Source organism: Arthrobacter sp. FW305-BF8 (assembly GCF_021789315.1).
Taxonomy (GTDB): domain Bacteria; phylum Actinomycetota; class Actinomycetes; order Actinomycetales; family Micrococcaceae; genus Arthrobacter.
This window is the reverse complement of sequence record NZ_CP084561.1, coordinates 3,617,644-3,642,077: the sequence shown is the minus strand read 5'-3', so window position 1 is coordinate 3,642,077 and position 24,434 is coordinate 3,617,644. Positions and strand designations below refer to the sequence as shown.

Below are 24,434 nucleotides of genomic sequence, written 5' to 3'. Positions count from 1 at the left end.
GGTAGAGTCATCCTCACCACTGCACTTCACGCCGCAGGCCGGTGGGCACCGCCGCGATCCGGGCGCCGGTCTGCACTACCCAAAGAGGGGTTTCGCATGCGATACGTAGTCGGCTACACACCCACCGAGCGCGGCGCGGACGCCGTCGCCCTGGCCACGTCACTGGCCCTGGCCCAGGGCGCCGAACTGGATCTGGTCTACGTGGTGAAGCCGGGCACGCCGTACGTGGCACTCAACCCGGAGGGCAGCCGGGTCAGCGCCGCGGAGCAGGAGGTGCTGACGGCAGAACGGCAGGGCCTGGCCCTCGTGCCGCAGGGGTTGCCCGCAAGATTCCATGTGCGGGAGGCGGATTCCTTCGCCGGGGGACTCATCGACGCAGCGGTGGAGTTCGAAGCCGGACTCATCGCGGTCGGCGCCGCCAGCGCAGGCCTGTTCAAGCGGCACACCGTGGGCAGCGTGGCCAACGCGCTGCTGCACGCCTCAACGGTCCCGGTGGCACTCGCGCCGCGCGGCTACCAGCGGACGGCACCCGTTACCCGCCTGACGCTGGCCGTGGGGCAGCGTGCCGGGGCCGAGGCGGCAATCGAAACCGCCATCCGGGCCGCAAAGAGGCGCGGTGTGCCGCTACGGCTGGCGTCGCTGGTGGAGCTCGACGCCGCCGGCGACGCAGGGGAGGCCATCAATGCCGCGCACATCCACGCGAACACCGTACTGACGGCCGCATCGGGGAAGGTGCCCGCCGGTCACGAGGTCGGCGTCGCTGTGGCCCATGGCCGCACCATCGAGGAAGCCATCGACGGACTCGAATGGGACGACGGCGAAATCCTCATCGTGGGCTCCTCACGCCTGGCCGAGAAGAACCGCATGTTCCTGGGCAGCACGGCCAACAAGGTGCTGCGGGCCCTGCCGGTTCCCATGGTGGTTGTTCCACGCGACTACGACCGGGAGGACTCGGCCCCCTGACCGGTGCAGCCCTTCCGAGCGCGAACGGACAGTTGTGGCCCCTTGCCCGGGGCCTTAACTGTCCGTTCGCGCTTCCCTGCGGGCGAGGCGCTTGGCCGCTGAGCTTTTCCGCGTCGCGGCCAGCATGTCCGCCGTGAGCACCAGCAGGGCGAGCCACACGACGCCGAAGCCGATCCAGCGGTCCAGCGTCATGGCCTCCCGGAACACCACCAGGGCAACGATGAACTGCAGCACCGGCGCGAAGTACTGCAGCAGCCCGATAGTGGTCATGGGCAGCCGGCGGGCGGAGGCCCCGAAGAACACCAAGGGAACGGCCGTGATGACGCCGGACGCCAGGAGCAGCCAGAAGTGCCCCGGTCCGTGGGTGGTCAGCGAGGCAGTGCCGCTCGCCGCGAGGAAAATCATGGTGGCAGCGGCCAGGGGAGCGAGGACGATCGTTTCCACGGTAAGGCTGGTGACGGCGTCGGCACGCGGTCCCACCCGCTTCTTCACGAAGCCGTACAGGCCGAAGCTGACGGCCAGGGTCAGGGCGATCCACGGCAGTTTTCCGTAGGACACGGTCAGCACCCCGACGGCGACGAAACCGATTCCGACGGCGGCCCACTGCAGCGGCCGGAGCGTTTCCTTAAGGACGAAGACGCCGAGGAGGACGGAAACGAGCGGGTTGATGAAGTAGCCAAGTGAGGCCTCAACCGCCTGCCCGGTGGTGACTCCGTAGGTGTACGTCAGCCAGTTCACCGCGATGAGGCCGGCGGCAAGCGCCAGGGTTCCGAGGATGGCGCGGTTCCGCAGGGCAGCCCCCAGGACGCGCCACGCCCTGGTCACCGTGATCAGGAGGGCGCAGAAAATCAGGGACCAGACCACCCGGTTGGCCACGATTTCCACCGCACCGGCGGGCTGGAGAACGTAGAAGTACAGCGGAAGCAGCCCCCACAGGCCGTAGGCGCCGATGCCGAACAGGATTCCCGCCGTCGTCTCCTTGTCCACCGGCTTCGGTGCGCCGGGCAACTTGGGTGAGCCGGGCAAACCGGGTGACCCGGCCCTACCGGCGCCGGTCATGCCGGAGCCGCTCGCGCCCGGGGGCGCGGCGCCGGGTGTAGGGGCAGTCGGAACAGCGGAGGAGACGGATCCGTCGGGGTTAGGCACAAGTCCCATAACACCATCCTAAGGAGCGGTATTCCGCCTGAGCCGAGCCAAAAGCTGCCTACGGAAACGAATTAGTCAGTAGGCTTGCCATTATGAGTACGACTCACCGCAGGGCACCGGCCCGATGAGGCTCCGTCACAGCAACGCCTCCGGCCGCGGTTACCGGAGGGTGCGGGCCGGCGCCGGGTTCAGTTACAGGGACCTGGACGGCTCCACGCTGCCGCCCGGTCCGGTCCGGGACCGGCTGGAAAGCATCGGCATTCCGCCCGCCTGGACGGACGTATGGATAGCGCCCTTCGAGAACGGGCATATCCAGGCCACGGGGCTGGATGCCGTGGGCCGCCGGCAGTACATCTACCATCCGGAGTGGCGCGAGCGGAAGGACCGCTTGAAATTCGACCGCGCGCTCCAGCTCGCCGAGTCGCTGCCCACCGCCCGCCGGCTGGTCACCCTGGATCTGAGGTCCGACGGCTTCACCCGCGAGAGGGTTTTGGCCGCGGCCTTCAGGCTGCTGGACAGCGGCTCCCTGCGGGTGGGGTCAGAGCGGTACACGAACGAAAACGGCAGCCACGGGCTCGCCACGCTGCTCTGCGCCCACGTCCGTGTCCGCAAGGAATGCCTGCACCTCAGTTTCCCGGCCAAGAGCGGCAAAACCTGGGAGTCCCGCATCGATGACCCGGACCTGGCGCCTCTCGCCCAGGCCCTCAAGCGGCGTGGCGGCAACGCGCGGCTGCTGGCCTACAAGAACGGCAGGACGTGGCACCCGGTGACCAGCGCCGACATCAACGGCTATGTCAAGGAACGCACTGGCGACGACTTCACGGCAAAGGACTTCCGCACCCTGCGCGGCACCGTCGCGGCCGCCGTCAGCCTGGCCCAGAGCGGCCCGCAGAAAACGGAGGGGAAGCGGAAGCGTGCCGTCAGCGTCGCCATGATGGAGGCGGCAGCGGTGCTGGGCAACACGCCGTCGATCGCCCGAAAGAGCTACGTGGACCCCCGCCTGCTGGACCACTTCGCAGCCGGGGAGACCATAGACCCCAAGCGCCTGGCCTCGGCGGAGTCGGAGCTGCGGGCATTGCTGTACCGCGAGGGCGACGTGGTGGACCTGCGCAAGAGCGGCTGATGCGGGCGGGGGCCGGGCGGACAATTAGAATTGAAAACTGCGCGCCGGTGGGGCGCGGTCTCCCGTTCCGGAAGGGCTTACGGTGTCCAACACAGCTGAATCCACGGCCAAGCGCCCGCTCCGCGTCGCGATCGTCGGCGCCGGGCCCGCAGGCGTCTATGCCGCGGACATCCTGACCAAGTCCAACGAGGTCAAGGACGGCGACTTTGAGGTCAGCATCGACCTCTTCGAGGCCTATCCGGCACCGTACGGCCTGATCCGCTACGGCGTGGCCCCGGACCACCCGCGCATCAAGGGCATCGTCAACGCCCTGCACAAGGTCCTGGACCGCGGAGACATCCGGTTCCTGGGCAACGTCACCTACGGCCGGGACCTGACGCTGCACGACTTCCGTGCCTTCTACGACGCCGTCATCTTCTCCACCGGCGCCATCAAGGACGCCGATATGGACATCCCCGGCATTGATCTCGACGGCTCCTTCGGTGCCGCCGACTTCGTGTCCTGGTACGACGGCCACCCCGACGTTCCGCGGGACTGGCCGCTGGATGCCAAGGAAGTCGCCGTGATCGGCAACGGCAACGTGGCTCTGGACGTAGCCCGAATGCTGGTGAAGCATGCCGACGAACTGCTCGTCACCGAGATCCCGGACAACGTCTACCAGGGCCTGAAGAACTCGCCGGTGACGGACGTCCACGTCTTCGGCCGCCGCGGCCCCGCCCAGGTGAAGTTCACCCCGCTGGAGCTGCGCGAACTCAGCCACGCCCGCGACGTCGACATTGTGCTGTACCCGGAGGACTTCGAATTCGACGAGGCCTCCGATGACGCGATCCGGAGCAACAACCAGACCAAGACCATGGTCAACACCATGACCAACTGGCTCGTCGAGGAGCACGCAGAGGCCGAGCAGCCGTCGTCGCGCCGCCTGCATCTGCACTTCCTGCACAGCCCGGTCGAGATCTATGGGAGCGATAGCGACGACGGCGGGCAGGGCAAGGTTGCCGGCATCAAGTTCGAGCGAATGCAGCTGGACGGCACCGGCAACGTCAAGGGCACGGGGGAGTTCATCGACTACCCGGTGCAGGCCGTCTACCGCGCCATCGGGTACCACGGCTCCGCCCTGGACGAACTGGAATACGACGCCAAGCGGGGGGTCATCCCCAATGAGGGCGGGCGAGTCCTCGACGCCGACGGGAACCCCGTCCCCGGCATCTACACCACCGGCTGGATCAAGCGCGGCCCGGTCGGACTGATCGGGCACACCAAGGGCGACGCCCTGGAGACCATTGGCTTCCTCCTCGAGGACCGGCTCACCCTTCCGCCGGCGCAGAACCCGGACCCGCAGGCGATCATCGACCTGCTCGAGGAGCGAGGCATCGAGTACACCACCTGGGAGGGCTGGAACAAGCTGAACGCCCACGAGGCTGCCCTCGGCGCATCCTGGACGGAATCCGCCGCGTCCGACGGCGTCGTGCGAGAACGCGTCAAGGTGGTGCCGCGCGAGGAGATGATCCAGATCTCCCGCGCCTGAGCCGAGCGTCGTGCGGTGAACTAGACTGTCGCGGGCAAGCGTTTGGGCGAGTGGGAGTTCGATGAAGAACCTGATCCAGCTGGCGGCACCCGGAACGGAGGATCCGGTGCTGCTGCAGCGCCGCGCCCTGGCCGGCCATGAACTCCTGGACAGCCACGCGCCGAGCGAAGCGTTCCCCGATGCCGAAGAAATCCCAGGGCTGCGCCGGCTCATCCGTGAATCCTGGCAGCGGTCGGCCAAGCTGCGGGCCAACCCCGATCACCCCGAAGCCCCGCTGGCCATCGCCGCGGACGAGCTTGACGAGTACCGCCGCCAACACCCCCTGGCCGCCATCATGCCCGTCATCCAGAAGCTCCTCATCCGGCCCAGCCATGACAGCGGCCTGCTGGTTGCCGTCGGCGACGAAGTGGGTCGCCTTCTCTGGGTGGAGGGCGATGCCGGCGCGCGCAGCCGGGCCGAGGGCATGATGTTCGTTCCCGGCGCCGACTGGTCGGAGGCGACAGTGGGGACCAGCGCCCCCGGGACGGCGCTCGCCCTGGGCCGCGGCATCCAGATTTCGGGCGCCGAGCACTACAAACGTTCAGTCCACCCCTGGAGCTGCACGGCGGTGCCGTTCCAGGACCCCGATTCCGGCGCGCTGCTGGGGGTCGTGGACATCACGGGCACCGAGGCGGCCGTCGCGCCGCACACGCTCTCCCTCGTGGAGGCCACCGTGGCGGCCGCCCAGGCCCAGTTGCGCGTGGAACGCCTGCAGCTCGCGGCCGCCCAGGAACGCGTTAAGGCACGACGGCGGCACGCGGGTGCCGGGGCAGGCGGCGGTCCTGCGCGCGAAGGCAGCCTGTACCGCAACAGCCTGCAGCTGCTGGGCCGAGACCAGGCACTGCTCAGCGTCGAGGGCCGCAGCGTGGTGCTGTCCGCCCGGCACAGCGAGATCCTGGCCCTGCTCAGCGCCCGTCCGGACGGGCTCAGTGCCGAGGAACTGAGCGTCCTTTTGTATCCGGGGGACGGGTCCACGATCACCTTGCGGGCCGAGATGGTGCGCCTCCGGAAGGTCCTGCAGCAGCTAAACCCCGCCGCGGTGCCGGAATCGCGGCCGTACAGGCTGGTGCTGGATCTCCTGCCGGACAGCAGCCAGGTGCTCACCTGCCTGCAGCGCGGCGCCCACCGGATCGCCCTCGACATCTACCGCGGCGCTGTCCTGCCCCGGTCGGAGGCGCCCGGCGTCGTCGAGCTCCGGAACCGCGTGTCAGCGCTGCTGCGGGAGGCCGTCCTGACGGACGGCAGCGCGGAGTCGCTGCTCACGTATGCGGAACTGCCGGAGGCGGCGGACGACGTCGACGTCCGCCGCGCCGCCCTGAAGCTCCTGCCGCCGCGCTCACCCAAGCGGGCCGCCGTCGTCGCCGATCTGGAGCGGCTGGAAGCCGAACTCGGCTAACGTCCGACCTTGGGCCCACGCCTGCCGGGTTCCCTGACCGAGCTGGGCCCACGACTGCCGGGTTTCCTGGCCGAGCTTGCGAGGTTAGGGGGCGGGTGGGGAGGTTAGGGGGCAGGTGGGGACAGGGTTGCAACCTTGCTGCAACCTGCCCGCTCCTAGGCTCGATGCATCGGCGATCCCCATGACATATCGCCACCGTGTTGCACAGCAAAGGAGCTAGCAATGACCGTTTACGCACAGCCCGGCACCGAAGGTTCGAAGGTCACGTTCCAGGACCGCTACGAGAACTGGATCGGTGGCGAGTGGGTTGCACCCGTGAAGGGCCAGTACTTCGAGAACATCACGCCGGTGACCGGCAAACCCTTCTGCGAGGTGGCCCGCGGCACCGCCGAGGACATCGAACTCGCCCTCGACGCCGCGCATAAGGTGGCCCCTTCCTGGGGCAAGACTTCCGTTGCAGAGCGCGCGGCGATCCTGAACAAGATCGCCGACCGCATCGACGAGAACGTCGAACTGCTCGCCGTCGCCGAAACCTGGGACAACGGCAAGCCGATCCGCGAGACCCTCAACGCGGACATCCCGTTGGCCGCCGACCACTTCCGCTACTTCGCCTCCGCCGTGCGCGCCCAGGAGGGCCGGCTGTCGCAGCTCGACGACGACACCACCGCGTACCACTTCCACGAGCCGCTGGGCGTCGTCGGCCAGATCATCCCGTGGAACTTCCCCATCCTGATGGCCGTCTGGAAGCTGGCCCCGGCGCTCGCGGCAGGCAACGCCGTCGTCCTCAAGCCCGCGGAACAGACGCCGACGTCCATTCTGGTGCTGATGGAACTGATCAGCGACCTGCTGCCGGCCGGCGTGGTCAACGTGGTCAACGGCTTCGGCGTCGAGGCGGGGAAGCCGCTGGCCTCCAGCCCGCGGATCCGCAAGATCGCCTTTACCGGCGAGACAACCACCGGCCGCCTGATCAGCCAGTACGCCTCCAACAACCTGATCCCCGTGACGCTGGAACTCGGCGGCAAGAGCCCGAACATCTTCTTCAACGACGTCGCCCAGTCCAACGATGCGTTCTACGACAAGGCACTGGAAGGCTTCGCATTGTTCGCCTTCAACCAGGGCGAAGTCTGCACCTGCCCGTCCCGCGCCCTGGTCCAGGAAGATATCTATGACTCCTTCATGGCCGACGCCCTGGCCCGGACCGAGAAGATCATCCAGGGCAACCCGCTGGACACCGAAACCCAGATCGGAGCGCAGGCCTCGAACGACCAGCTGGAGAAGATTCTTTCCTACATCGACATCGGAAAGCAGGAGGGTGCCAAGGTACTCACCGGTGGAGCCCGCGCCCAGCTCGAAGGGGACCTGGCCGGCGGCTACTACGTCCAGCCGACGATTTTTGAGGGCCATAACCGGATGCGCATCTTCCAGGAGGAAATCTTCGGCCCTGTGGTGTCCGTGACCCGTTTCAGCGACTACAACGACGCCATGGGCATCGCCAACGACACCCTTTACGGACTCGGCGCCGGCGTCTGGTCCCGCAACGGCAACGTCGCATACCGGGCGGGCCGCGAAATCCAGGCCGGCCGTGTCTGGGTCAACAACTACCACGCCTACCCGGCCGGTGCCGCGTTCGGCGGCTACAAGTCCTCCGGCATCGGACGCGAGAACCACGCCATGATGTTGGACCACTACCAGCAGACCAAAAACCTGCTGGTCAGCTACAGCGAAAACAAGCTCGGCTTCTTCTAGACCGGGCGAACTGATGACGACGAGGCTGGACGCCGCGGTGACGCTGCCCGGGGAGGACTTCTCCCGGGTGGCGCTCACCGCCGAGGCGGTGGGGCTGCTGCGGAAGCTCTGGGCGCAGCACGGACCGCTCATGTTCCACCAGTCCGGCGGCTGCTGCGACGGCTCGGCGCCCATGTGCTACCCGGCGGGCGAGTTCCTCACGGGGGATTCCGACGTGCTGCTGGGGCGGTTTGATCTCTCCGCGGACGACGGCGGGCAGCCGCTGGAGTTCTGGATGTCCCGGGAACAGTTCGGCTACTGGAGCCACACCCACCTGACGGTGGATGTGGTGGAGGGCCGGGGGAGCGGGTTTTCCGTCGAGGCGCCGGAAGGCAAACGCTTCTTGATCCGCTCCACGCTCATGGACTGGCCCGTGTAGACAAGCTTTGCCCAGCAAAACTCCAAATTGTTACGCCCGGACGGGGCCCCAACTAAGGGGCTTCGTCCGGGCTTTGCATATTCAAACCGCGATTGGGAACCCCCAATTTGGGTGGCTCAGCGGGCCGACCAGCCACACCCCCAAGGTTTTCACGGGCACTCCACCGGACGATGGCACCGTTACATTCCTCCTAGCGGCAGGTGTGCCATGAACAACTCAGCCTTGAAGTCAGAGGGGGACCCGGATCAGAGTCGATCCTGGGCCCCCGTGGATCCACCAACAAACCGGCGTCAACGACGCAGCAAAAAACGCAAGCAATCAATGTCATTCCGCCTGATTGCGGCAGCCACCACCTTGGCCATGCCGGCAGCGATGGGGCTGCCCGTGGTTGCAGCAAACGCGGTCCAGGCGCCGGTGGGGGAAGGCTTTACCATCACCGCTTCCGACCTCTCCTACATCCTGAAGCAGATCAAGATCGCCGAAGCCCACGTGGCCAACACGACCTCGGCTACCGGCCCCTGTGGCGCGCTGGTCGGCACGGGCCCCAACCAGATCCCGAGCCCCCTGGTGTCAGCCGGGCTGCGGACGGTCGACGGGTCCTGCAACAACCTGCAGCCCGGCCAGGAGACCTTCGGAGCAGCTGATCAGAAGTTCCCGCGCCTGACCACTCCGGTGTTTAAGGGTGCAGAGAACGCAACGACCTTCGGCGGCCCGGCCGCCTCGTCGTACAGCCAGAAGTCCGGGACTGTCGTGGACTCTGAGCCGCGGGTGATCAGCAACCTCATCGTGGACCAGACCTCCACCAACCCGGCCGCGGTGGCCGCGGCCGGCAACCCGGTCAGGACGCAGGGCAACGAAGGCGTTGTTCCCTGCACCAGCGACCCGGATCCCCTGGCCACGCCGCCTGTCGCCGGCGTTCCCGCAGACTGCGTGCCGTCCCACAGCACGCTGTTCATCGAGAACGTGACCACTGACGTCGGTCTCTCCCCGCCCTACAACTCGATGTTCACCCTCTTTGGCCAGTTCTTCGACCACGGCGTTGACCAGACGGTCAAGGGCGGCGGCACCGTCTTCGTGCCTCTGAAGGCCGACGACCCGCTGCGCACCGTTGGCCCCGACCGCAAAGCAAACACGGGCGACGAAGTTCCGGCGAGCCAGGCCTTCATGGTCCTGACCCGCGGCCAGAACCAGCCCGGTACGGACGGAATCATGGGCACCGCAGATGATGTCCAGGACGCGAACAACACGGACTCGCCCTGGGTCGACCAGAGCCAGACCTACACCTCGCACTCGTCACACCAGGTTTTCCTGCGGGAATACGTCAACAACGCCGACGGCAAGCCGGTTGCGACTGGCAAGCTGCTCGGCGGTCCTGACGGCCCCACCGCCGGCGGCATGGCAACCTGGACCACCACCAAGGCCCAGGCTGCGGCGCTTCTCGGTATCCAGTTGAGGGACAAGGACGTCCTGAACGTTCCAATGATCGCCGCAGACGCTTACGGCAAATTCATTCCCGGTCCGGCACGCGGGCTGCCGCAGTTCGTGACTGCAACCGGACTTGTTGAAGCCAACCGCGCCGACAACGGCGGCGCCGGCACCCTGGTGCCAGCGAACGTCAAGTACTTTGACACCCCGTTCCTGACGGACATCGCGCACAACGCGGATCCGTCCCCGCAGGACGCCGATCACAACCCCGTAACCCCGCCGGTTTCTCCAACTCCGGATGCGGACACCACGGCCTCGGCCGACTTCGCCAGCCAGGCACCCGGCACCTACGACGACGAGATGCTGAATGCACACTTCATCGCCGGTGATGGCCGTGTCAATGAGAACATCGGCCTGACCGCGATCCATCAGATCTTCCACTCAGAGCACGACAGGCTCGTCGACGACATTGAAAACGTCCTGACAACCGACACATCTGCCAGCGGCGTCAAGGCCCTGGCCGAGTGGAAGCTGGCCGCCGGCGCCGACGGCTGGAACGGTGAGCGGCTTTTCCAGGCGGCGCGGTTCATCACGGAGATGGAGTACCAGCACCTGGTCTTCGAGGAATTTGCCCGGAAGGTCCAGCCTGCCATCAACCCCTTTGAACCGTTTGCGTTCACGCAGACCGAGCTCAACCCCGCCGTCAAGGCGGAGTTCGCGCACGCCGTGTACCGCTTCGGCCACTCCATGCTGACGGAAACAATCTCGCGCAGGAATGAGGACGGGCCCGGCGCAGACGCCGCATACGGCACGTCCGACGACACCAAAGGCAGCCAGAACGACATCTCGCTGCTCGAGGGCTTCCTTAACCCGCCGGAGTACACCAATGGCGGCACTGCCGGTCCGCTGACCTCGGAAGAGGCTGCCGGTAGCATCATCATGGGAATGTCGGACCAGGCAGGCAACGAGCTGGACGAGTTCGTGACGGACACGCTCCGCAGCAACCTGCTGGGCCTGCCCCTGGACCTTGCCGCGATCAACATGACGCGTGCACGTTCTGAAGGCATTCCGCGGTTGAACGTCCTTCGGCGGGAGCTGTTCAACTCCACGAATGACAGCCAGCTCAAGCCCTACATCAGCTGGGTCGACTTCGGAGAGAACCTGAAGCACCCGGAGTCCCTGGTGAACTTCGTCGCAGCGTACGGCCAGCACCCGTCCATCACGGGCGCCACGACGCTGGCAGCCAAGCGGGAGGCCGCACGGCTCATCGTCAGCCCCGCCGCCGGGGAAGTCGCTCCGGCTGATGCAGCGGAATTCATGAACAGCACGGGTCTTAACTGGAGCAACGACGGCGTCAACTCGAAGACCGGCCTCGACAACGTCGACCTCTGGGTGGGCGGCCTCGCGGAGCAGACGGTGGTATTTGGTGGCCTGCTGGGCAGCACGTTCAACTACGTGTTTGAGAACCAGTTGACGGACCTGCAGAACGGCGACCGCCTGTACTACCTGGCGCGCACCCCGGGCATGAACCTGAGGGCGCAGCTGGAAGGCAACTCCTTCGCCGAAATGATGATGCGCAACACCAACGTTCACAGCCTGAAGGCCGACGTGTTCGCCACCTCGGACTGCAAGTTTGACCTCAAGAAACTGGCAGGCACCCCTGCTGGCTTTGCTGCCGACGGCAACACAGTGGCGAATGACCCGGATTCAGAATGCAGTGAGCCAGACCTGCTGATCCGTATGCCCGACGGCACGATCAAGTACCGTGCAAGAAACACAGTTGATCCCTCCGGTATCAACGGACAGAGCGTCTACACCGGCACCGCCGGCGTGGACCGTATCTTCGGCGGCAACGACAGCGACACCTTCTGGGGTGGCGAAGGCAATGACATCATCGAAGGTGGTGACGGCGCCGACGTCGCACTCGGCGGTGACGGTGACGACATCATCACTGACCTCGCCGGTGACGACGTCCCGAAGGGCGGCCCGGGCAATGACGCGATCGACGCCGGCCCCGGCCTGGACATCGTCATGGGCGGCGATGGCAAGGACTTCACTAACGGCGGAGCCAACGCCAACGAGACCTTCGCCGGAGCCGGTGACGACTTCGTCATGCTTGGTCAAAGCCTTGACGCCGCATTCGGCGACAGTGGCGATGACTGGGAAGAAGGCGGCGACCAGCCGGACCTCATGCAGGGGGACAGCGGCAACCTGTTCTTCCTGGACGACTCTCAGAAGCCCGGACACGACATCCTGATCGGCCAGGGCGGTGACGACGACTACGACATGGAGGGCGGCGACGACATCGGCCTCGGCGGCCCCGGCATCGAAAAGGTTGCTGGAGCGTCCGGCTACGACTGGGAGATCGGCCTTGGGGACCCCCAGCCGCAGAACCTGGATCTTGACCTGCCGCTTGTTCCGCTTGACATCCTTACTGCTGATGTCCGTGACAAGTTCAACGAAGTTGAGGCGGCCTCAGGCTGGAAATTCGATGACAAGATCCGCGGAGACGACGTAGTTCCCAGTGGCGTAGGCGGTGGCGGCTTCATCGGCTGCAACGTGCTGAACCAGGAGGGCCTTGACCGCATTGCTGGCTTGGACGATCTGGTGCCGACGCTCAGCACCCCGGCGGACACGGTCATTGGAGCATCGGCGTCGAAGGACTGCCCGCTCCTGACTCCCGGTTCGAACGTCTGGGGCGGTGGCAACATCCTCCTCGGCGGCGGTGGCTCTGACGTCCTGGAGGGACGCGGGGCTGACGACATCATTGACGGTGACCGGTACCTCTCGGTCCGGCTCAGTGTCCGCACCAACCCCAATGATCCGGCCACCGAGATCGGCAGTGCTGCTGCTGACGCACCGGGCCAGAGCGCGATGACCAGCCGGTACCAGAAGGACGCTAACGGCAACCTCACGGGACCGACGCTCCAGGAGGCTGTCTTCGCAGGAACCGTGAACCCGGGCAACATCGTGGCGGTCCGCGAGATCCTCACGGGCACTGGCGGAACGGACTCGGCCGTGTTCTCTGACGTCGAAGCCAACTACACCGTGACCACCACCGGCGGCAACGGCCAGCTCGGCTCGCCGGGCTCGGTCACCACCGTGGTCCACAACGGCGGCACCGACGGCACCGACACCCTGCGGAACGTCGAACGCCTCCTCTTCTCCGACAGTGTTGCTCCGGCAGCGCCCGTCATTGGCGCGGCAACCGCCGGCAACACCCAGGCAACGGTGAACTTCACCCCGGCGGCAGGGGCGGTCACGGGCTTCAACGTCCGGGTCGTCGATGCCGCAGGAGCGCAGGTGGGTGCACTCCGCACCGCCGACGCCGACGCCACCAGCCTGGTGGTGACAGGTCTGGCCAATGGTCAGGCGTTCCGGTTCCAGGTGCAGGCGGAGAACGCCATCGGCACCAGCGCCTTCTCCGCAATGTCCAACATGGTGACCCCGGCAGTCCCCGTGCTCGTCACCGCTGTTCCGTCCATCACGGGAACCGCGGCAGCCGGCAGCACCCTGACGGCAGCTACAGGAGTCTGGGGGCCGGCGCCGGTGACAATGTCCTTCCAGTGGTTCAGCAACGGAGTTGCCGTAGTCGGCGCTACCCTGTCCACCTACACTGTTAGGCCTGCAGATGCCGGTCAGCCGGTAACCGTCACGGTCACCGGAGCCAAGGACGGGTACGAGTCGGTATCGACCACCTCGGCGGCCGTACAGGTAGCGGCTCTTCCGGTCACTTCCCCCAGCGCTCTCCGGGACTTCAACGGTGACGGTAACGCCGACATCGTCGCCCGGGACAACGCGGGTGTGCTGTGGACCTACCTGGGCAACGGGTCCGGGACCTTCCCGACCCGCGTCCGGGCCGGCGGCGGCTGGAACGGCATGAACATCATCAGCGCCTCCGGCGACGTGAACGGTGACGGCAGGTCCGACCTGCTGGCGCGGGAGTCGAACGGCGTGCTGTGGTCCTACCTGGGCAACGGCTCCGGAACGTTCCCGACCCGCATTCGGGTCGGCAGCGGCTGGAACGGCATGAACACCATCAGCGCCTCCGCTGACTTGAACGGGGATGGCCGTGCTGACCTCGTTGCCCGTGACAACGCGGGCGTGCTGTGGTCCTACCGGGGCAGCGGCGCCGGGACCTTCCCGACCCGCATCCGGGTCGGCGGCGGCTGGAACATCATGAACGCCATCACCTCCACCAGCGACGTGAACGATGACGGCAGGGCTGACCTGCTGGCCAGGGAATCGAACGGTGTCTTGTGGTCCTACCTGGGCAACGGCTCCGGAACATTCCCGAACCGCATCCGGGTCGGCACCGGCTGGAACGGCATGAACGTCATCACCGGCGCCGGCGATGTCAACGGTGACGGCAGGTCCGACCTGGTGGCCCGACAGTCGAACGGGACGCTTTGGTCCTACTTCGGCAACGGCAGCGGCGTCTTCCCGACGCGGGTCTCGGCCGGCGGCGGCTGGAACCTCATGAGCCGCATCAGCTAGAACGGTCAACCGCCGCCCGTGTCCCCCGGACCGGGCGGCGGTTGCGACAGCAGCAGCCACTTCGCTGTTGCGCTCCAAGGACCCACGCCCGGCCCTCCACCACACCGCGCAGCCGCAGCGCGGAGGAAGGTCGGGCGTGGTTTTGCGTGCCGATCGTCTCAGTATTCGGGACAAATGTGGCCGTCCACTGGATGGACACTATCCTTGATAGGTCTGTTTCCATCCCCTATCAGGACTGTGGACTTCCAATGAACCTTTTCCGGACCAAATCCATCGAGCAGTCGATTGCCGACGCCGATGAGCCCGGACGCAAGCTGAAGCGCTCCCTGAGCACGTGGGACCTCATGATCATGGGCGTCGCTGTTGCTGTGGGCGCCGGCATCTTCTCCGTGGGCGCCAAGGCCGCCGCGAACTTCGCAGGCCCCGCCGTCACCATCTCCTTCCTGGTCGCCGCCGTCACGTGTGCCCTGGCCATCATGTGCTACGCCGAATTTGCCACCGCCATCCCGGTGGCCGGCTCGGCCTACGTTTTCACCTACGCCACCATGGGCGAGATTTTGGCCTGGATCATCGGCTGGAACCTGATCCTCGAGCTCTTTACGGCGGCTGCGGTGATCGCCAAGTACTGGGGCATCTACCTCAGCAAGGTTTTCGCCCTCATGGGAGTCGAAATGCCGCCTGCCATCTCGATCGGCGGCGTTGACCTGTACTGGGGCGCCTTCCTCATCGTTGCCGTTTTCACCGTGCTGCTGGTGCTCGGAACCAAGCTGTCCGCCCGCGTGGGCAATATCTTCACGCTGATCAAGATCGCCGTGGTGGTGTTCGTGATCATCGTGGGGTTCAGCTACGTGAAGTTCTCCAACTACACCCCCTTTGTCCCGGCCTCTGAGCCTACGGCCAACGCTGGTGCGGCCGACGTTCTCAAGCAGTCGTTCTTCGGCTTCCTCACGGGTGCTGCCCCCGCGCAGTACGGCACCATGGGCATCTTCGCCGGCGCCGCGCTGGTGTTCTTCGCCTTCATTGGCTTCGACGTGGTGGCCACCTCCGCAGAAGAGGTCAAGAACCCTCAGAAGACGCTGCCCCGCGGCATCTTCGGCGGGCTGGCCCTGGTGACGCTGCTGTACATCCTCGTGTCCCTCGCCCTGACCGGCATGGTCTCCTACACGCAGCTTGCCGAGGCGGAAAGCCCCACACTCACCACGGCCTTCGAGGCCGTTGGCAACACCGACGCCGCGAAGGTGATCGCCTTCGGCTCGCTCGTGGGCCTGACCACTGTGATCATGGTGCTGCTCATGGGCCTGTCCCGCGTGGTGCTGGCCATGAGCCGCGACGGCCTGCTGCCGCGCTCCCTATCCAAGACCAGCGAAAAGCGCTCGACGCCGGTCCGCCTGCAGATCATCTGCGGCGCCGCCGTTGCACTGGTTGCCGGACTCACCAACGTGGACCTGCTCGAGGAAATGATCAACATTGGCACCCTGTCCGCGTTCGTGATGGTCAGCCTGGGCATCCTTGTGCTGCGCAAGAAGCGCCCCGACCTGAAGCCGGCCTTCCGGGTCCCGTTCGGCAAGGTGCTTCCCGTCGTATCCGCGGTGCTGTGCCTGTACCTGATGACCAACCTCGCCGTGGAGACCTGGATCTTCTTCGGCATCTGGCTGCTGCTGGGCATTGCCATCTACTTCGCGTACGGGCAGCGCCACTCCCGCCTCAACGAGAAGTTCGCCGGCGCCAAGGCAGCTGTGGACGGCCCTACAAGCGACCTCGGCGACCGGGATGACGACGAGCTGAGCAAGGTTTAGCGCAACCACGGCCCGAGCCATCCCTGTTCCTCGGGTCCGCCGCCCCCTGATTCCGTCAGGGGGCGGCGTGCCGTCCCACCCAGTCCACCAGCGGACGGAGCTGTTCCCACCGGGCGGCGATCTCCCGTTCCGCTTCCGATGACCTGAGCCAGTTCGGCTCGCCCAGCGCAACACCCGCGGACAGCGACTTGTGCTTGAGCAACTCGGCGCGCGGGTGGTCTTTCGGGAAGCCCCGTGGCACCGTCTTTAGCTTTTCGCCTTCAATAGCGAAGCCGGCTGCTGCGACGGCGTCCACGATGTGCTGCAGCTGGCCGCCGCTGCCTGCTGCGTCCACCGAGTTCCGGTATCGGACCAGCTGCGCGGGAGAATGTGAGTGGTAGCCGCCGCCGAGCAGCAGGCCGTCCGCGCTGATCTGAAGGTAGAAACCCACGCCTTCCTGGTACGACGCGAAAGCGCCCTGGGCCGTCTTGTACGGAGATTTATCCTGCGAGAAGCGGACGTCCCGGTTGGGCCGGAACATTTTCCACGGTCCGAAGCGGGGCTCGAGCGCGGCCAGCAGTGCGGCAAGGGGCTCTTTCACGGACTCGCGGTACAGCTCCGAGTGGGCCTGCCACCACTCCCGGCTGTTGTTCTCTTCCAGCTCAGCATAAAATTCCGCTGCTGCTGCGGGAATGCCCTCGAATGTGCTCATGAATGAAGCCTAGGTAAGCTGACCCGCCTGGGCTACGGGCACCTTGCCCATGTGGAAAACATGCCCGGGGACCGGCTCAACCTGCCTCACTTCGGCTGCGGCAGCGGCGCGGCGTAACGGAGGGCCTGCCCGGGGAACCCCCGGACGCAGGAAACCCCGCCGCGGCTGTGAACGGGTCACTGTGCCGCGGCGGGGTTCCGGTCGCTATCTGGTGCTGTTAGCCGATCTTGTTGGCGGCTTCGGCATCGGAGAGGGCTGCTGCGCCGAGGTTGGCGCGGAGCTTGGCGCCGAGCTCGGCGTCAACGTTGGTCCAGTACTGGATGGCGCGTTCCTTGATACCGGGGCTCTTCACGCCGCCCACGGCACCGGTGATGGTGTCCAGGAAGCGGGCCTTTTCGGCGTCGTTGTAAACCTCGCGGTACAGCGCGCCGGCCTGAACGAAGTCGCTGTCCTCGGCGTGCAGGGAGTGCGCAGCGTGCGTCAGCTCGCCGTCGTTCTCCCAGCCGCCTGCCGGGCTCTGCGGCTCCACGGCGGCGGGGCCGCCGAACGTGTTCGGTGCGTAGACCGGAACCGAAGGAGCGTTGAACAGGAAGCGTCCGGCGCCGTCCTGGCTGTAGTTGTTGACCTGGCTCTTGGGCTGGTTCACCGGGATCTGGGCGTGGTTGGTGCCCACGCGGTAGCGGTGTGCGTCCGCGTAGGAGAAGATCCGGGCCTGGAGCATCTTGTCCGGGGACGCGGCGATGCCGGGCACGAAGTTCGACGGCGCGAAGGTGGCCTGCTCGATCTGCGCGAAGTAGTTCTCCGGGTTCCGGTTCAGCTCCATGGTGCCGACCTTGATCAGCGGGTAGTCCGCGTGCGGCCAGACCTTGGTCAGGTCGAACGGGTTGAAACGGTAGGTCTTGGCGTCCTCGTACGGCATGACCTGGACGTGCAGGTCCCAGGCGGGGAGGTTGCCGGCTTCGATGTTCTCGTGCAGGTCGCGGATGTAGAAGTCCGCGTCGGAGCCGGCGAGGGCCTCGGCTTCTTCGCCCGTGATGTTCTTCACGCCCTGGTTGGAGTGGAAGTGGTACTTGACCCAGAACCGCTCGCCCTCGGCGTTGATCCACTGGTAGGTGTGCGAGCCGTAGCCCTGCATTTCACGCCAGGACGCGGGCAGGCCGCGGTCACCCATCAGCCAGGTAACCTGGTGTGCGGACTCGGGGGAGAGGGTCCAGAAGTCCCACTGCATGTCGGCGTCGCGCAGGTGCGAGCCGGGCAGGCGCTTCTGGGAGTGGATGAAGTCCGGGAACTTGATGCCGTCGCGGATGAAGAACACCGGGGTGTTGTTGCCCACCAGGTCGTAGTTGCCCTCGGACGTGTAGAACTTCACCGCGAAACCGCGGGGGTCACGCCAGGTGTCGGGGGAGCCGTTCTCGCCCGCGACGGAGGAGAAACGGATCAGCATCTCGGTCTCGACGCCCGGCTGCAGGAACGCGGCCTTGGTGTACTTGGAGATGTCCTCGGTGGCCTTGAAGGTACCGAAAGCGCCGCCGCCCTTGGCGTGCACTACGCGCTCCGGAACCCGCTCGCGGTTAAACTGGGCGAGCTTTTCCACCAGGTAGTGGTCCGTGAGGATGATCGCGCCGTCAGCGCCGACAGCCTTGGAATGTGCATCGGACGTCACCGGGGCACCCGACTGCGTGGTGGACACGGCAGGCGCAGAGATGTTCGAGGTCATCTTTCTCCTATTAGTTGGTTTTCGACAGTGTCAGTTTTCGACGGCTGTCGAGGATTTGTCAGTTACGTTTGCAGGAAGTTTTTGGGCCCGCTGGCACTCTCCGCAGATCCCCTGGTACATGACATCCGCAATCTGGATGGTCATGGGGTGGGAATCCTCGTTCCAGTGCGGGGTCAGGCACGGGGCATGGCCGACAGCGCAGTCGACGTCCTCCACCCGGCCGCAGCTGATGCAGATCGCGTGGTGGTGGTTGTCGCCCACCCGCGTCTCATACAGCGCCGGGGAATGCGGAGGTTCGAACCGGCGCAGCATGTGCAGATCCGTCAGGTCACCCAGCACCACGTACACGGACTGCGCCGTCAGTTCCGGCAGTTCCTCGCGGGCAGCCGCCAAGATATTTTCCGCCGGGGAGTGCGGGTGATGTTCGACGGCGGCCAGCACCGCCAGCCGCTGCTTGGTCACCCGGCGGCCGTGGGCGCGCAGGGCCGCGGCCCATGCTTCGTGGCTTTCCGGGTGATCGGTCATGACTCTATTGAAACACTTATTTTGACTAGATCACAATAAGGCGAGACTAAGTTTCTGCTGGGACTAGAGTTACCGGGTGGGAAAACTTCTGGCTGACATCACGCCGCTGCGCGAGAGCCCCGATTTCCGGCGGCTTTGGCTGGGGTCGGCAGTATCGAACGTTGGCAGCCAGCTCACCCTCGTGGCGGTTGGCCTCGAAGTGTACCGGCTGACCCAGGACAGTCTGTATGTGGGACTGCTCAGCATCTTTGCCCTGGTGCCGCTGGTGGTCGGCGGGCTGCTGGGCGGGTCCATCGCCGACTCCCACGACCGCCGGACGGTGGCGCTTCTGTCGTCCGCGGTGCTGTGGCTAACCACCGGCGGACTCGCCCTCCAGGCCTGGCTGCAGGTGGGCAACGTGTGGCTCCTCTACGCCCTCGTGGCAGTGCAAAGCGGCGCCCAGGCGATCAACCAGCCTGCCCGCAGTGCCATCATTCCCGCACTGCTGCGGAAGGAGCTCCTGCCGGCAGCCAACGCGCTGAACATGGTGACATTCGGACTGTCCATGACCGCTGGGCCACTCCTCGCCGGGGTCCTGGTGGCCAGCGTCGGCTTCGGGTGGACCTACACGCTGGACGTGGTCAGCTTTGTCTTCGCCTTCTGGGCCCTGCTGAAACTTCCGCCCATGCCGCCTGGCAAAGAGGGAGGGCGTGCCGGGATGCGGTCCGTGGTGGAGGGCTTCCGGTTCCTGGGCACGCGGCCCAACCTGCGGATGACGTTCATCCTCGACCTCATCGCCATGATCCTGGCCCAGCCCCGCGCCCTGCTGCCGGCCATCGGTGCGCTCATGATCGGCGGCGGGGAAACGACGGTAGGCATCCTGCTGGCGTCCGTAGCGGTGGGCGCCTTCCTCGCCGGCCTCTTTTCCGGCCCGCTCGGCGCAGTCCGGCGGCAGGGGAGTGCTGTGGTGTGGTCGGTCATGGGCTGGGGCGCCTCGTTTGCGGCGTTCGGCCTCGTGGTGGTGCTGGCCGGGCGGTCCGGTTCCGGCGGCGTGACCGTCTGGCTGGTTCCGGCGGCGATCTGCTGCGCCCTGGCGGGAATTGCCGACTCGGTGAGCGCCGTGTTCCGCACCACCATCCTGCAGGCTGCCACCCCGGACCACCTGCGCGGCCGGCTGCAGGGGGTCTTCATTGTGGTGGTCGCCGGCGGGCCGCGGCTGGGCGACATGCTCGCAGGCGGCGGCACTAAAATTCTTACTGAGGGCTGGGTTCTGCTACTCGGCGGCATCCTGTGCATCGTGGTGGCCTGGATGGTGGCGCGGTGGCAATCCGGCTTTTTGGAGTACGACGCGCGGAATCCCGTTCCGTAGCGGCGGTGCCTGTTCGACTTCTGAGCTGTGGAGGCAAATGTGCACAATCACCACAACGGACTGAAAACGGCGGCGCTGTTCGGCGTGCTGTGGGCGATCCTGCTGGGCTTGGGTGCCCTGATTGCCGCCAATACGCGCAGCTCGGCCCCGATCCTGATCATGGCGCTGATCGGCCTGGGGACCACGGCCTACGGCTACTGGAACAGCGACAAGATCGCGCTCCGCTCCATGCAGGCGTACCCCGTCTCCGAAGCCCAGGCGCCGCAGCTGTACCAGATGGTCCGTGAGCTCTCCGCCCGCGCGAGCCAGCCGATGCCGCGGATTTACGTCTCGCCCACCATGGCGCCCAACGCCTTCGCCACCGGGCGCAACCCGCAAAACGCCGCGGTCTGCTGCACGGAGGGGATCCTGCAGCTCCTCACCCCGAGGGAACTGCGCGGCGTCCTCGGGCACGAGCTCATGCACGTCTACAACCGCGACATCCTGACGTCGTCCGTGGCGGCGGCGGTGGCCGGCGTCATCACCTCGGTGGGGCAGATGCTGCTGTTCTTTGGCGGCGGGGACCGGCGCAATTCGAACCCGCTGGCCCTCATCGCGATGGCGCTGTTGGCACCGCTGGCAGCCTCCCTGATCCAGGTGGCCATCTCCCGGACCAGGGAGTACGACGCCGACGAGGACGGTTCGCAGCTCACCGGCGACCCGCTGGCGCTCGCCTCCGCCCTGCGCGAGATCCACCAGGGCGTCCAGGCCGCGCCGCTGCCGCAGGACCAGAGGCTGGTCAACGCCTCGCACCTGATGATCGCCAACCCGTTCCGCGGCGGCGGGCTCAGCAAGCTCTTCGCGACGCACCCACCGATGCAGGACCGCATCAGCCGCCTGGAGCGGATGGCGGGCCGGCCGCTCAGCTGAGCGCCGCCGTCGTACTTCCCGTTGCTTCAGAGCGGGCGGGCGTAACAGACGGACAGCGGCTCGCCCGCGTACGGCCCGAAGTTGTCGATCAGGCGGTAGCCCTCACGCTCATAGAAACGGATGGCATCGGGCTGGGCTGTGCCGGTCTCCAGCTTGAGCTCGGTGAGGCCCAGGCGGGCGGCCTCGGCCTCCAGGCTTCGCAGGACCGCCGTGGCTGCGCCACTTCCGCGGTAGCCGGGCAGCACGAACATCCTCTTGATTTCCGCGGACCGGGCGTCCAGCCGGCGCAGGGCGCCACAGGCAACGGCCGTTCCTTCGCGGCTCCGGGCCACCAGGAACACGGTGATGTCCTCGGCACTGGGCGCGGATCCCGGCTCGTGGTCGTCGCTGCCGTAGCGGGCATCGAGTTCGGCCCGCTGCATGCTGCGGAGCCTGACCCCGTCCTCGGCGTCCCACGGCTCGGGCGTCACGGAGTAATTCACGGCTTTCCTGTCTTTCGGCTCGGGATGCGCAAATGGACTGGCGACACCTGCATTCCCGTGTCGCCAGTCCATTTGCGTGTCGTAAAACCGCTGGGGGTCTAGCTCCGGAAGTTCACGAACTGAAGGTCGGCCTCATCGAAGTCCTTCAGGAGGGCCATGGTGGCCTGGAGGTCGTCGCGGGACTTGGAGGTGACGCGGAGCTCGTCGCCCTGGATCTGGGACTTGACGGACTTCGGGGCCTCGTCGCGGATGAGCTTGTTGATCTTCTTGGCGAGGTCCTGCGCGATGCCTTCCTTGATGGAGGACTCCAGCCGGTATTCCTTGCCGGACGCGTACGGTTCGCCGGTGTCCAGCGACTTAAGCGAGATGCCGCGGCGGATGAGCTTGGACTGCAGCACGTCCAGCACGGCCAGGACGCGCTCCTCGGAGTTCGCCTTCATCAGGATCTTCTCGCCGCTGAAATCGACCTCGGCGCCGACGCCCTTGAAGTCGTACCGCTGGGCGAGTTCCTTCTGCGCCTGGTTCAGCGCGTTGGCCACCTCCTGCTTGTCTACCTTGCTTACGACGTCGAATGTGGACTCGCCTGCCATGACTCTCCTTTGCTGGTGCCTGCGTCGCCCGGGCTGTGAGGCTCCGGGCAGGGTGCTGATAGCTGGCTTCCAGCGTAGTACGGATGGCGGGGAAGTGAAGGTGGGGGCATTCACAGTTCACTCATAGCCAAGTCATGGCGGGAACGAAGTTTCGGCGCCCAGAGTTGTAGCAGTTGGAAGCCGCTCGGAAGGAAAGCAATGTCCCATAAGGCCGTCCGCTACGTCACCCGGTCCACGGCCGCAGCCGCCGGAACCATCGCCACCGCGGCCTCGTCCGTGGCCGCCGCTGCCGTGGCCGCATCCATTATCCTCAGCCCCGTCGCCGACGCCTCAACCCGGCTGGAGGGAGTGCAGGCGGATCTTCAGCGGGCGGTGCAGCTCAACCAGATCACCGAGGAGCAGGCGCTGCGGTTCGAGGCAAAGCTCGCCGGCCGGATTCTCGGCGAAGCCTGATTTTCTCCGGCTTTTTGGCCTGTAGGTCCCCGATTTCATTCTTCGGCAGAAGTTCTGTAAGGTTGTCTTGCCGCGGTGATGGAAACAAAACCGTGGTGATCTTCTTTTGAAGTTCGGCAGATTACCCGAGCGGCCAAAGGGGGCTGACTGTAAATCAGCTGGCAACGCCTACGGGGGTTCGAATCCCTCATCTGCCACCTTTGTGGTGAGTCGGGACATCCTTCACGGATGAGTCGAGTCATCGGTAACACCCCGGTCTTAGGACCGGGGTGTTTTTCTTTGTCTGGATTGGTAATCCCGGTCGGGGTCGATGGTGAGTTCCCGGATGATCTCTCCGGTGGCGGTGGCGGTGTCGCTGATGATGACGTCGGTGTCGTGGATGAGCATCAGGATGTGTTTCCCGGCGTGGGCGCGGCCGATGCCGATGTGGTGCAGGCGTCCTGCGTGGCGGAGGGTTAGTTTCCCGAACCGGTCCACGCGGTCGATGCGCTGGCGCCAGTGGTCCCCTTGCCTCGCTCCTACGGGTTCTGCTTTGGGGGTGGCGGTGTAGGCGGTGGCCGGCGTGCGTCGGTCCAGGGCGCGGTGCGGGCGTTCATGGTTGTAGATGTGCCGGAATTTGCCGAGCTGTTCGTTGAGGTCCTCGAGGGTGTGGGCGCGCGGCTGTCCGTCAAGCCATTTCTTCAGCGTCTGGTGGAACCGTTCGATTTTGCCCTGGGTCTGCGGGTGGCTTGGGGAGCCGTTCTTCTGCGTGATGCCCAGCGTGTGGAGTTGGTGTTCAAAAGCGTTCCGGCCTCCTTTGCCGCCGGCGAGCCGGGTCGTGTAGACCATGCCGTTGTCTGTCAGGGTCGAGGCCGGAAGGCCGTATTCGGCGGCAGCTGTGAGGAACGTGGTCACCACGGCGATGACGGTGACGGGCCGGTAGGCGGTGCATGCGAGCAGGTAGCGGGAATGGTCATCGAGGAAGTTCAAGATCTCTGTGTCGGTCCCGTCGGCCAGGGGCCAGTGGGTGAAGTCGGACTGCCAGGTCTCGTTGGGCTGGTGCGCTTCGAAACGGTGCAGGGAGGTCCTCGGGCGTTTCTTTGGCTCGGGAGTGATCAGGTGGGCCGCGTGGAGGATCCGGCGGATCGTGGACGTTGAGGGCGCGGGGAGGTTTTCGCGTTCGAGGTGCCAGGCGATCGTGACTGGACCGGCGTCGAGTCCGGCTGTCTGCAGTTCCTGGCGCAGGGCCAGGATACGTGCTGTGACTACGTCGTCAGTGCGGCGGGGATTGCTGAGAGGCCGTTTTGATCGGGGTTCGACGGCCGCGATGCCTCCTGTTGCTTCACGCCGCAGGAGCTCGTGCACCCAGCGGCGGCTGACACCATATCGGCGGGCTGCGTCAGCGACGCTCAGCCCTTGGTTCCGGACGGCGAGGACGATGACTTTTTGCTTCGACATGAATCATGCTCAGCCTGTACCGGGTATGAACTATGTCCCGACTCACCGGCGAAGCGTCAGCTGGGAACAATGTCCCGACTCATGTGAGAACTATGTCGTGAAACTACACACCTCATCTGCCACCTTGGAAAAGACCTCCGGAACCTATTGGTTCCGGAGGTCTTTTGCTTTCCGGTTCTCGGATCGGGGCTGGGGAGCGCCCGGG

At 66.0% G+C, this 24,434-nt stretch carries 18 protein-coding genes and 1 tRNA gene; 12 read left to right on the top strand and 7 right to left on the bottom strand.

Annotated elements, in window-relative coordinates:
* The first annotated feature begins 96 nt into the window (after positions 1–96).
* Positions 97–963: a universal stress protein gene (locus tag LFT45_RS16460; RefSeq protein WP_236804649.1), complete on the top strand. Its 867-nt coding sequence runs from the start codon at positions 97–99 to the stop codon at positions 961–963.
* 54 nt (positions 964–1,017) lie between these two features.
* Here the strand turns inward: LFT45_RS16460 and rarD are convergent, their stop codons facing one another.
* Positions 1,018–2,118 (bottom strand): EamA family transporter RarD, encoded by a 1,101-nt coding sequence (gene rarD / locus LFT45_RS16455; RefSeq protein WP_236804648.1) that lies wholly within the window; start codon positions 2,116–2,118, stop codon positions 1,018–1,020.
* A 115-nt stretch (positions 2,119–2,233) separates the two neighbouring features.
* Between rarD and LFT45_RS16450 the strand changes: the two genes are divergently transcribed.
* From LFT45_RS16450 to LFT45_RS16420, 7 genes are all read left to right on the top strand, one after another.
* Positions 2,234–3,232 carry a DNA topoisomerase IB gene (locus LFT45_RS16450; protein ID WP_236804647.1) on the top strand — a complete coding sequence of 333 codons (999 nt, stop codon included), beginning with the start codon at positions 2,234–2,236 and terminating at the stop codon, positions 3,230–3,232.
* Between the two features lie 82 nt (positions 3,233–3,314).
* Positions 3,315–4,760 carry an FAD-dependent oxidoreductase gene (locus LFT45_RS16445; RefSeq protein WP_236804646.1) on the top strand — a complete coding sequence of 482 codons (1,446 nt, stop codon included), beginning with the start codon at positions 3,315–3,317 and terminating at the stop codon, positions 4,758–4,760.
* A gap of 61 nt (positions 4,761–4,821) precedes the next feature.
* On the top strand, positions 4,822–6,195 hold the full coding sequence (locus LFT45_RS16440; protein ID WP_236804645.1) for a GAF domain-containing protein: 1,374 nt from the start codon (positions 4,822–4,824) through the stop codon (positions 6,193–6,195).
* Positions 6,196–6,417: 222 nt separating this feature from the next.
* Positions 6,418–7,941 (top strand): acetaldehyde dehydrogenase ExaC, encoded by a 1,524-nt coding sequence (gene exaC / locus LFT45_RS16435; protein WP_236804644.1) that lies wholly within the window; start codon positions 6,418–6,420, stop codon positions 7,939–7,941.
* Positions 7,942–7,954: 13 nt separating this feature from the next.
* Positions 7,955–8,359: a DUF779 domain-containing protein gene (locus LFT45_RS16430; protein ID WP_442863568.1), complete on the top strand. Its 405-nt coding sequence runs from the start codon at positions 7,955–7,957 to the stop codon at positions 8,357–8,359.
* Positions 8,360–8,680: 321 nt separating this feature from the next.
* Positions 8,681–14,281: a peroxidase family protein gene (locus tag LFT45_RS16425; protein WP_236804643.1), complete on the top strand. Its 5,601-nt coding sequence runs from the start codon at positions 8,681–8,683 to the stop codon at positions 14,279–14,281.
* Positions 14,282–14,529: 248 nt separating this feature from the next.
* Positions 14,530–16,077 carry an amino acid permease gene (locus LFT45_RS16420; RefSeq protein ID WP_236804642.1) on the top strand — a complete coding sequence of 516 codons (1,548 nt, stop codon included), beginning with the start codon at positions 14,530–14,532 and terminating at the stop codon, positions 16,075–16,077.
* A gap of 55 nt (positions 16,078–16,132) precedes the next feature.
* On the opposite strand, the gene LFT45_RS16415 is transcribed toward LFT45_RS16420, so the two are convergent.
* The 3 genes from LFT45_RS16415 to LFT45_RS16405 form a co-directional block, all read right to left on the bottom strand.
* Entirely contained in the window at positions 16,133–16,768 is a 636-nt protein-coding gene (locus LFT45_RS16415) for a DUF2461 domain-containing protein (RefSeq protein ID WP_236804641.1), read from the bottom strand.
* A gap of 217 nt (positions 16,769–16,985) precedes the next feature.
* On the bottom strand, positions 16,986–18,485 hold the full coding sequence (locus tag LFT45_RS16410; protein ID WP_236804640.1) for a catalase: 1,500 nt from the start codon (positions 18,483–18,485) through the stop codon (positions 16,986–16,988).
* 30 nt (positions 18,486–18,515) lie between these two features.
* Positions 18,516–19,010 (bottom strand): Fur family transcriptional regulator, encoded by a 495-nt coding sequence (locus LFT45_RS16405; protein ID WP_236804639.1) that lies wholly within the window; start codon positions 19,008–19,010, stop codon positions 18,516–18,518.
* Between the two features lie 76 nt (positions 19,011–19,086).
* Here LFT45_RS16405 and LFT45_RS16400 point away from each other — a divergent pair, with 76 nt between their 5' ends.
* A complete protein-coding gene (locus LFT45_RS16400; protein WP_236804638.1) occupies positions 19,087–20,358 on the top strand; it encodes an MFS transporter in 1,272 nt (423 codons plus the stop codon).
* 39 nt (positions 20,359–20,397) lie between these two features.
* Positions 20,398–21,267 (top strand): zinc metalloprotease HtpX, encoded by an 870-nt coding sequence (htpX, locus tag LFT45_RS16395; RefSeq protein ID WP_236804637.1) that lies wholly within the window; start codon positions 20,398–20,400, stop codon positions 21,265–21,267.
* A gap of 26 nt (positions 21,268–21,293) precedes the next feature.
* Here the strand turns inward: htpX and LFT45_RS16390 are convergent, their stop codons facing one another.
* Together LFT45_RS16390 and LFT45_RS16385 are read right to left on the bottom strand one after the other, a co-directional pair.
* Entirely contained in the window at positions 21,294–21,749 is a 456-nt protein-coding gene (locus tag LFT45_RS16390; protein ID WP_236804636.1) for a GNAT family N-acetyltransferase, read from the bottom strand.
* A gap of 98 nt (positions 21,750–21,847) precedes the next feature.
* Positions 21,848–22,339, bottom strand: coding sequence for a YajQ family cyclic di-GMP-binding protein (locus LFT45_RS16385; protein WP_102973874.1), 492 nt, complete (start codon positions 22,337–22,339; stop codon positions 21,848–21,850).
* A 198-nt stretch (positions 22,340–22,537) separates the two neighbouring features.
* Here LFT45_RS16385 and LFT45_RS16380 point away from each other — a divergent pair, with 198 nt between their 5' ends.
* Both LFT45_RS16380 and LFT45_RS16375 read left to right on the top strand, forming a co-directional pair.
* A complete protein-coding gene (locus tag LFT45_RS16380) occupies positions 22,538–22,792 on the top strand; it encodes a hypothetical protein (RefSeq protein WP_102973875.1) in 255 nt (84 codons plus the stop codon).
* Between the two features lie 115 nt (positions 22,793–22,907).
* Positions 22,908–22,989, top strand: a tRNA-Tyr gene (locus LFT45_RS16375).
* 61 nt (positions 22,990–23,050) lie between these two features.
* On the opposite strand, the gene LFT45_RS16370 is transcribed toward LFT45_RS16375, so the two are convergent.
* A complete protein-coding gene (locus LFT45_RS16370) occupies positions 23,051–24,229 on the bottom strand; it encodes an IS481 family transposase (RefSeq protein WP_236804357.1) in 1,179 nt (392 codons plus the stop codon).
* Between the last annotated feature and the right edge of the window lie 205 nt (positions 24,230–24,434).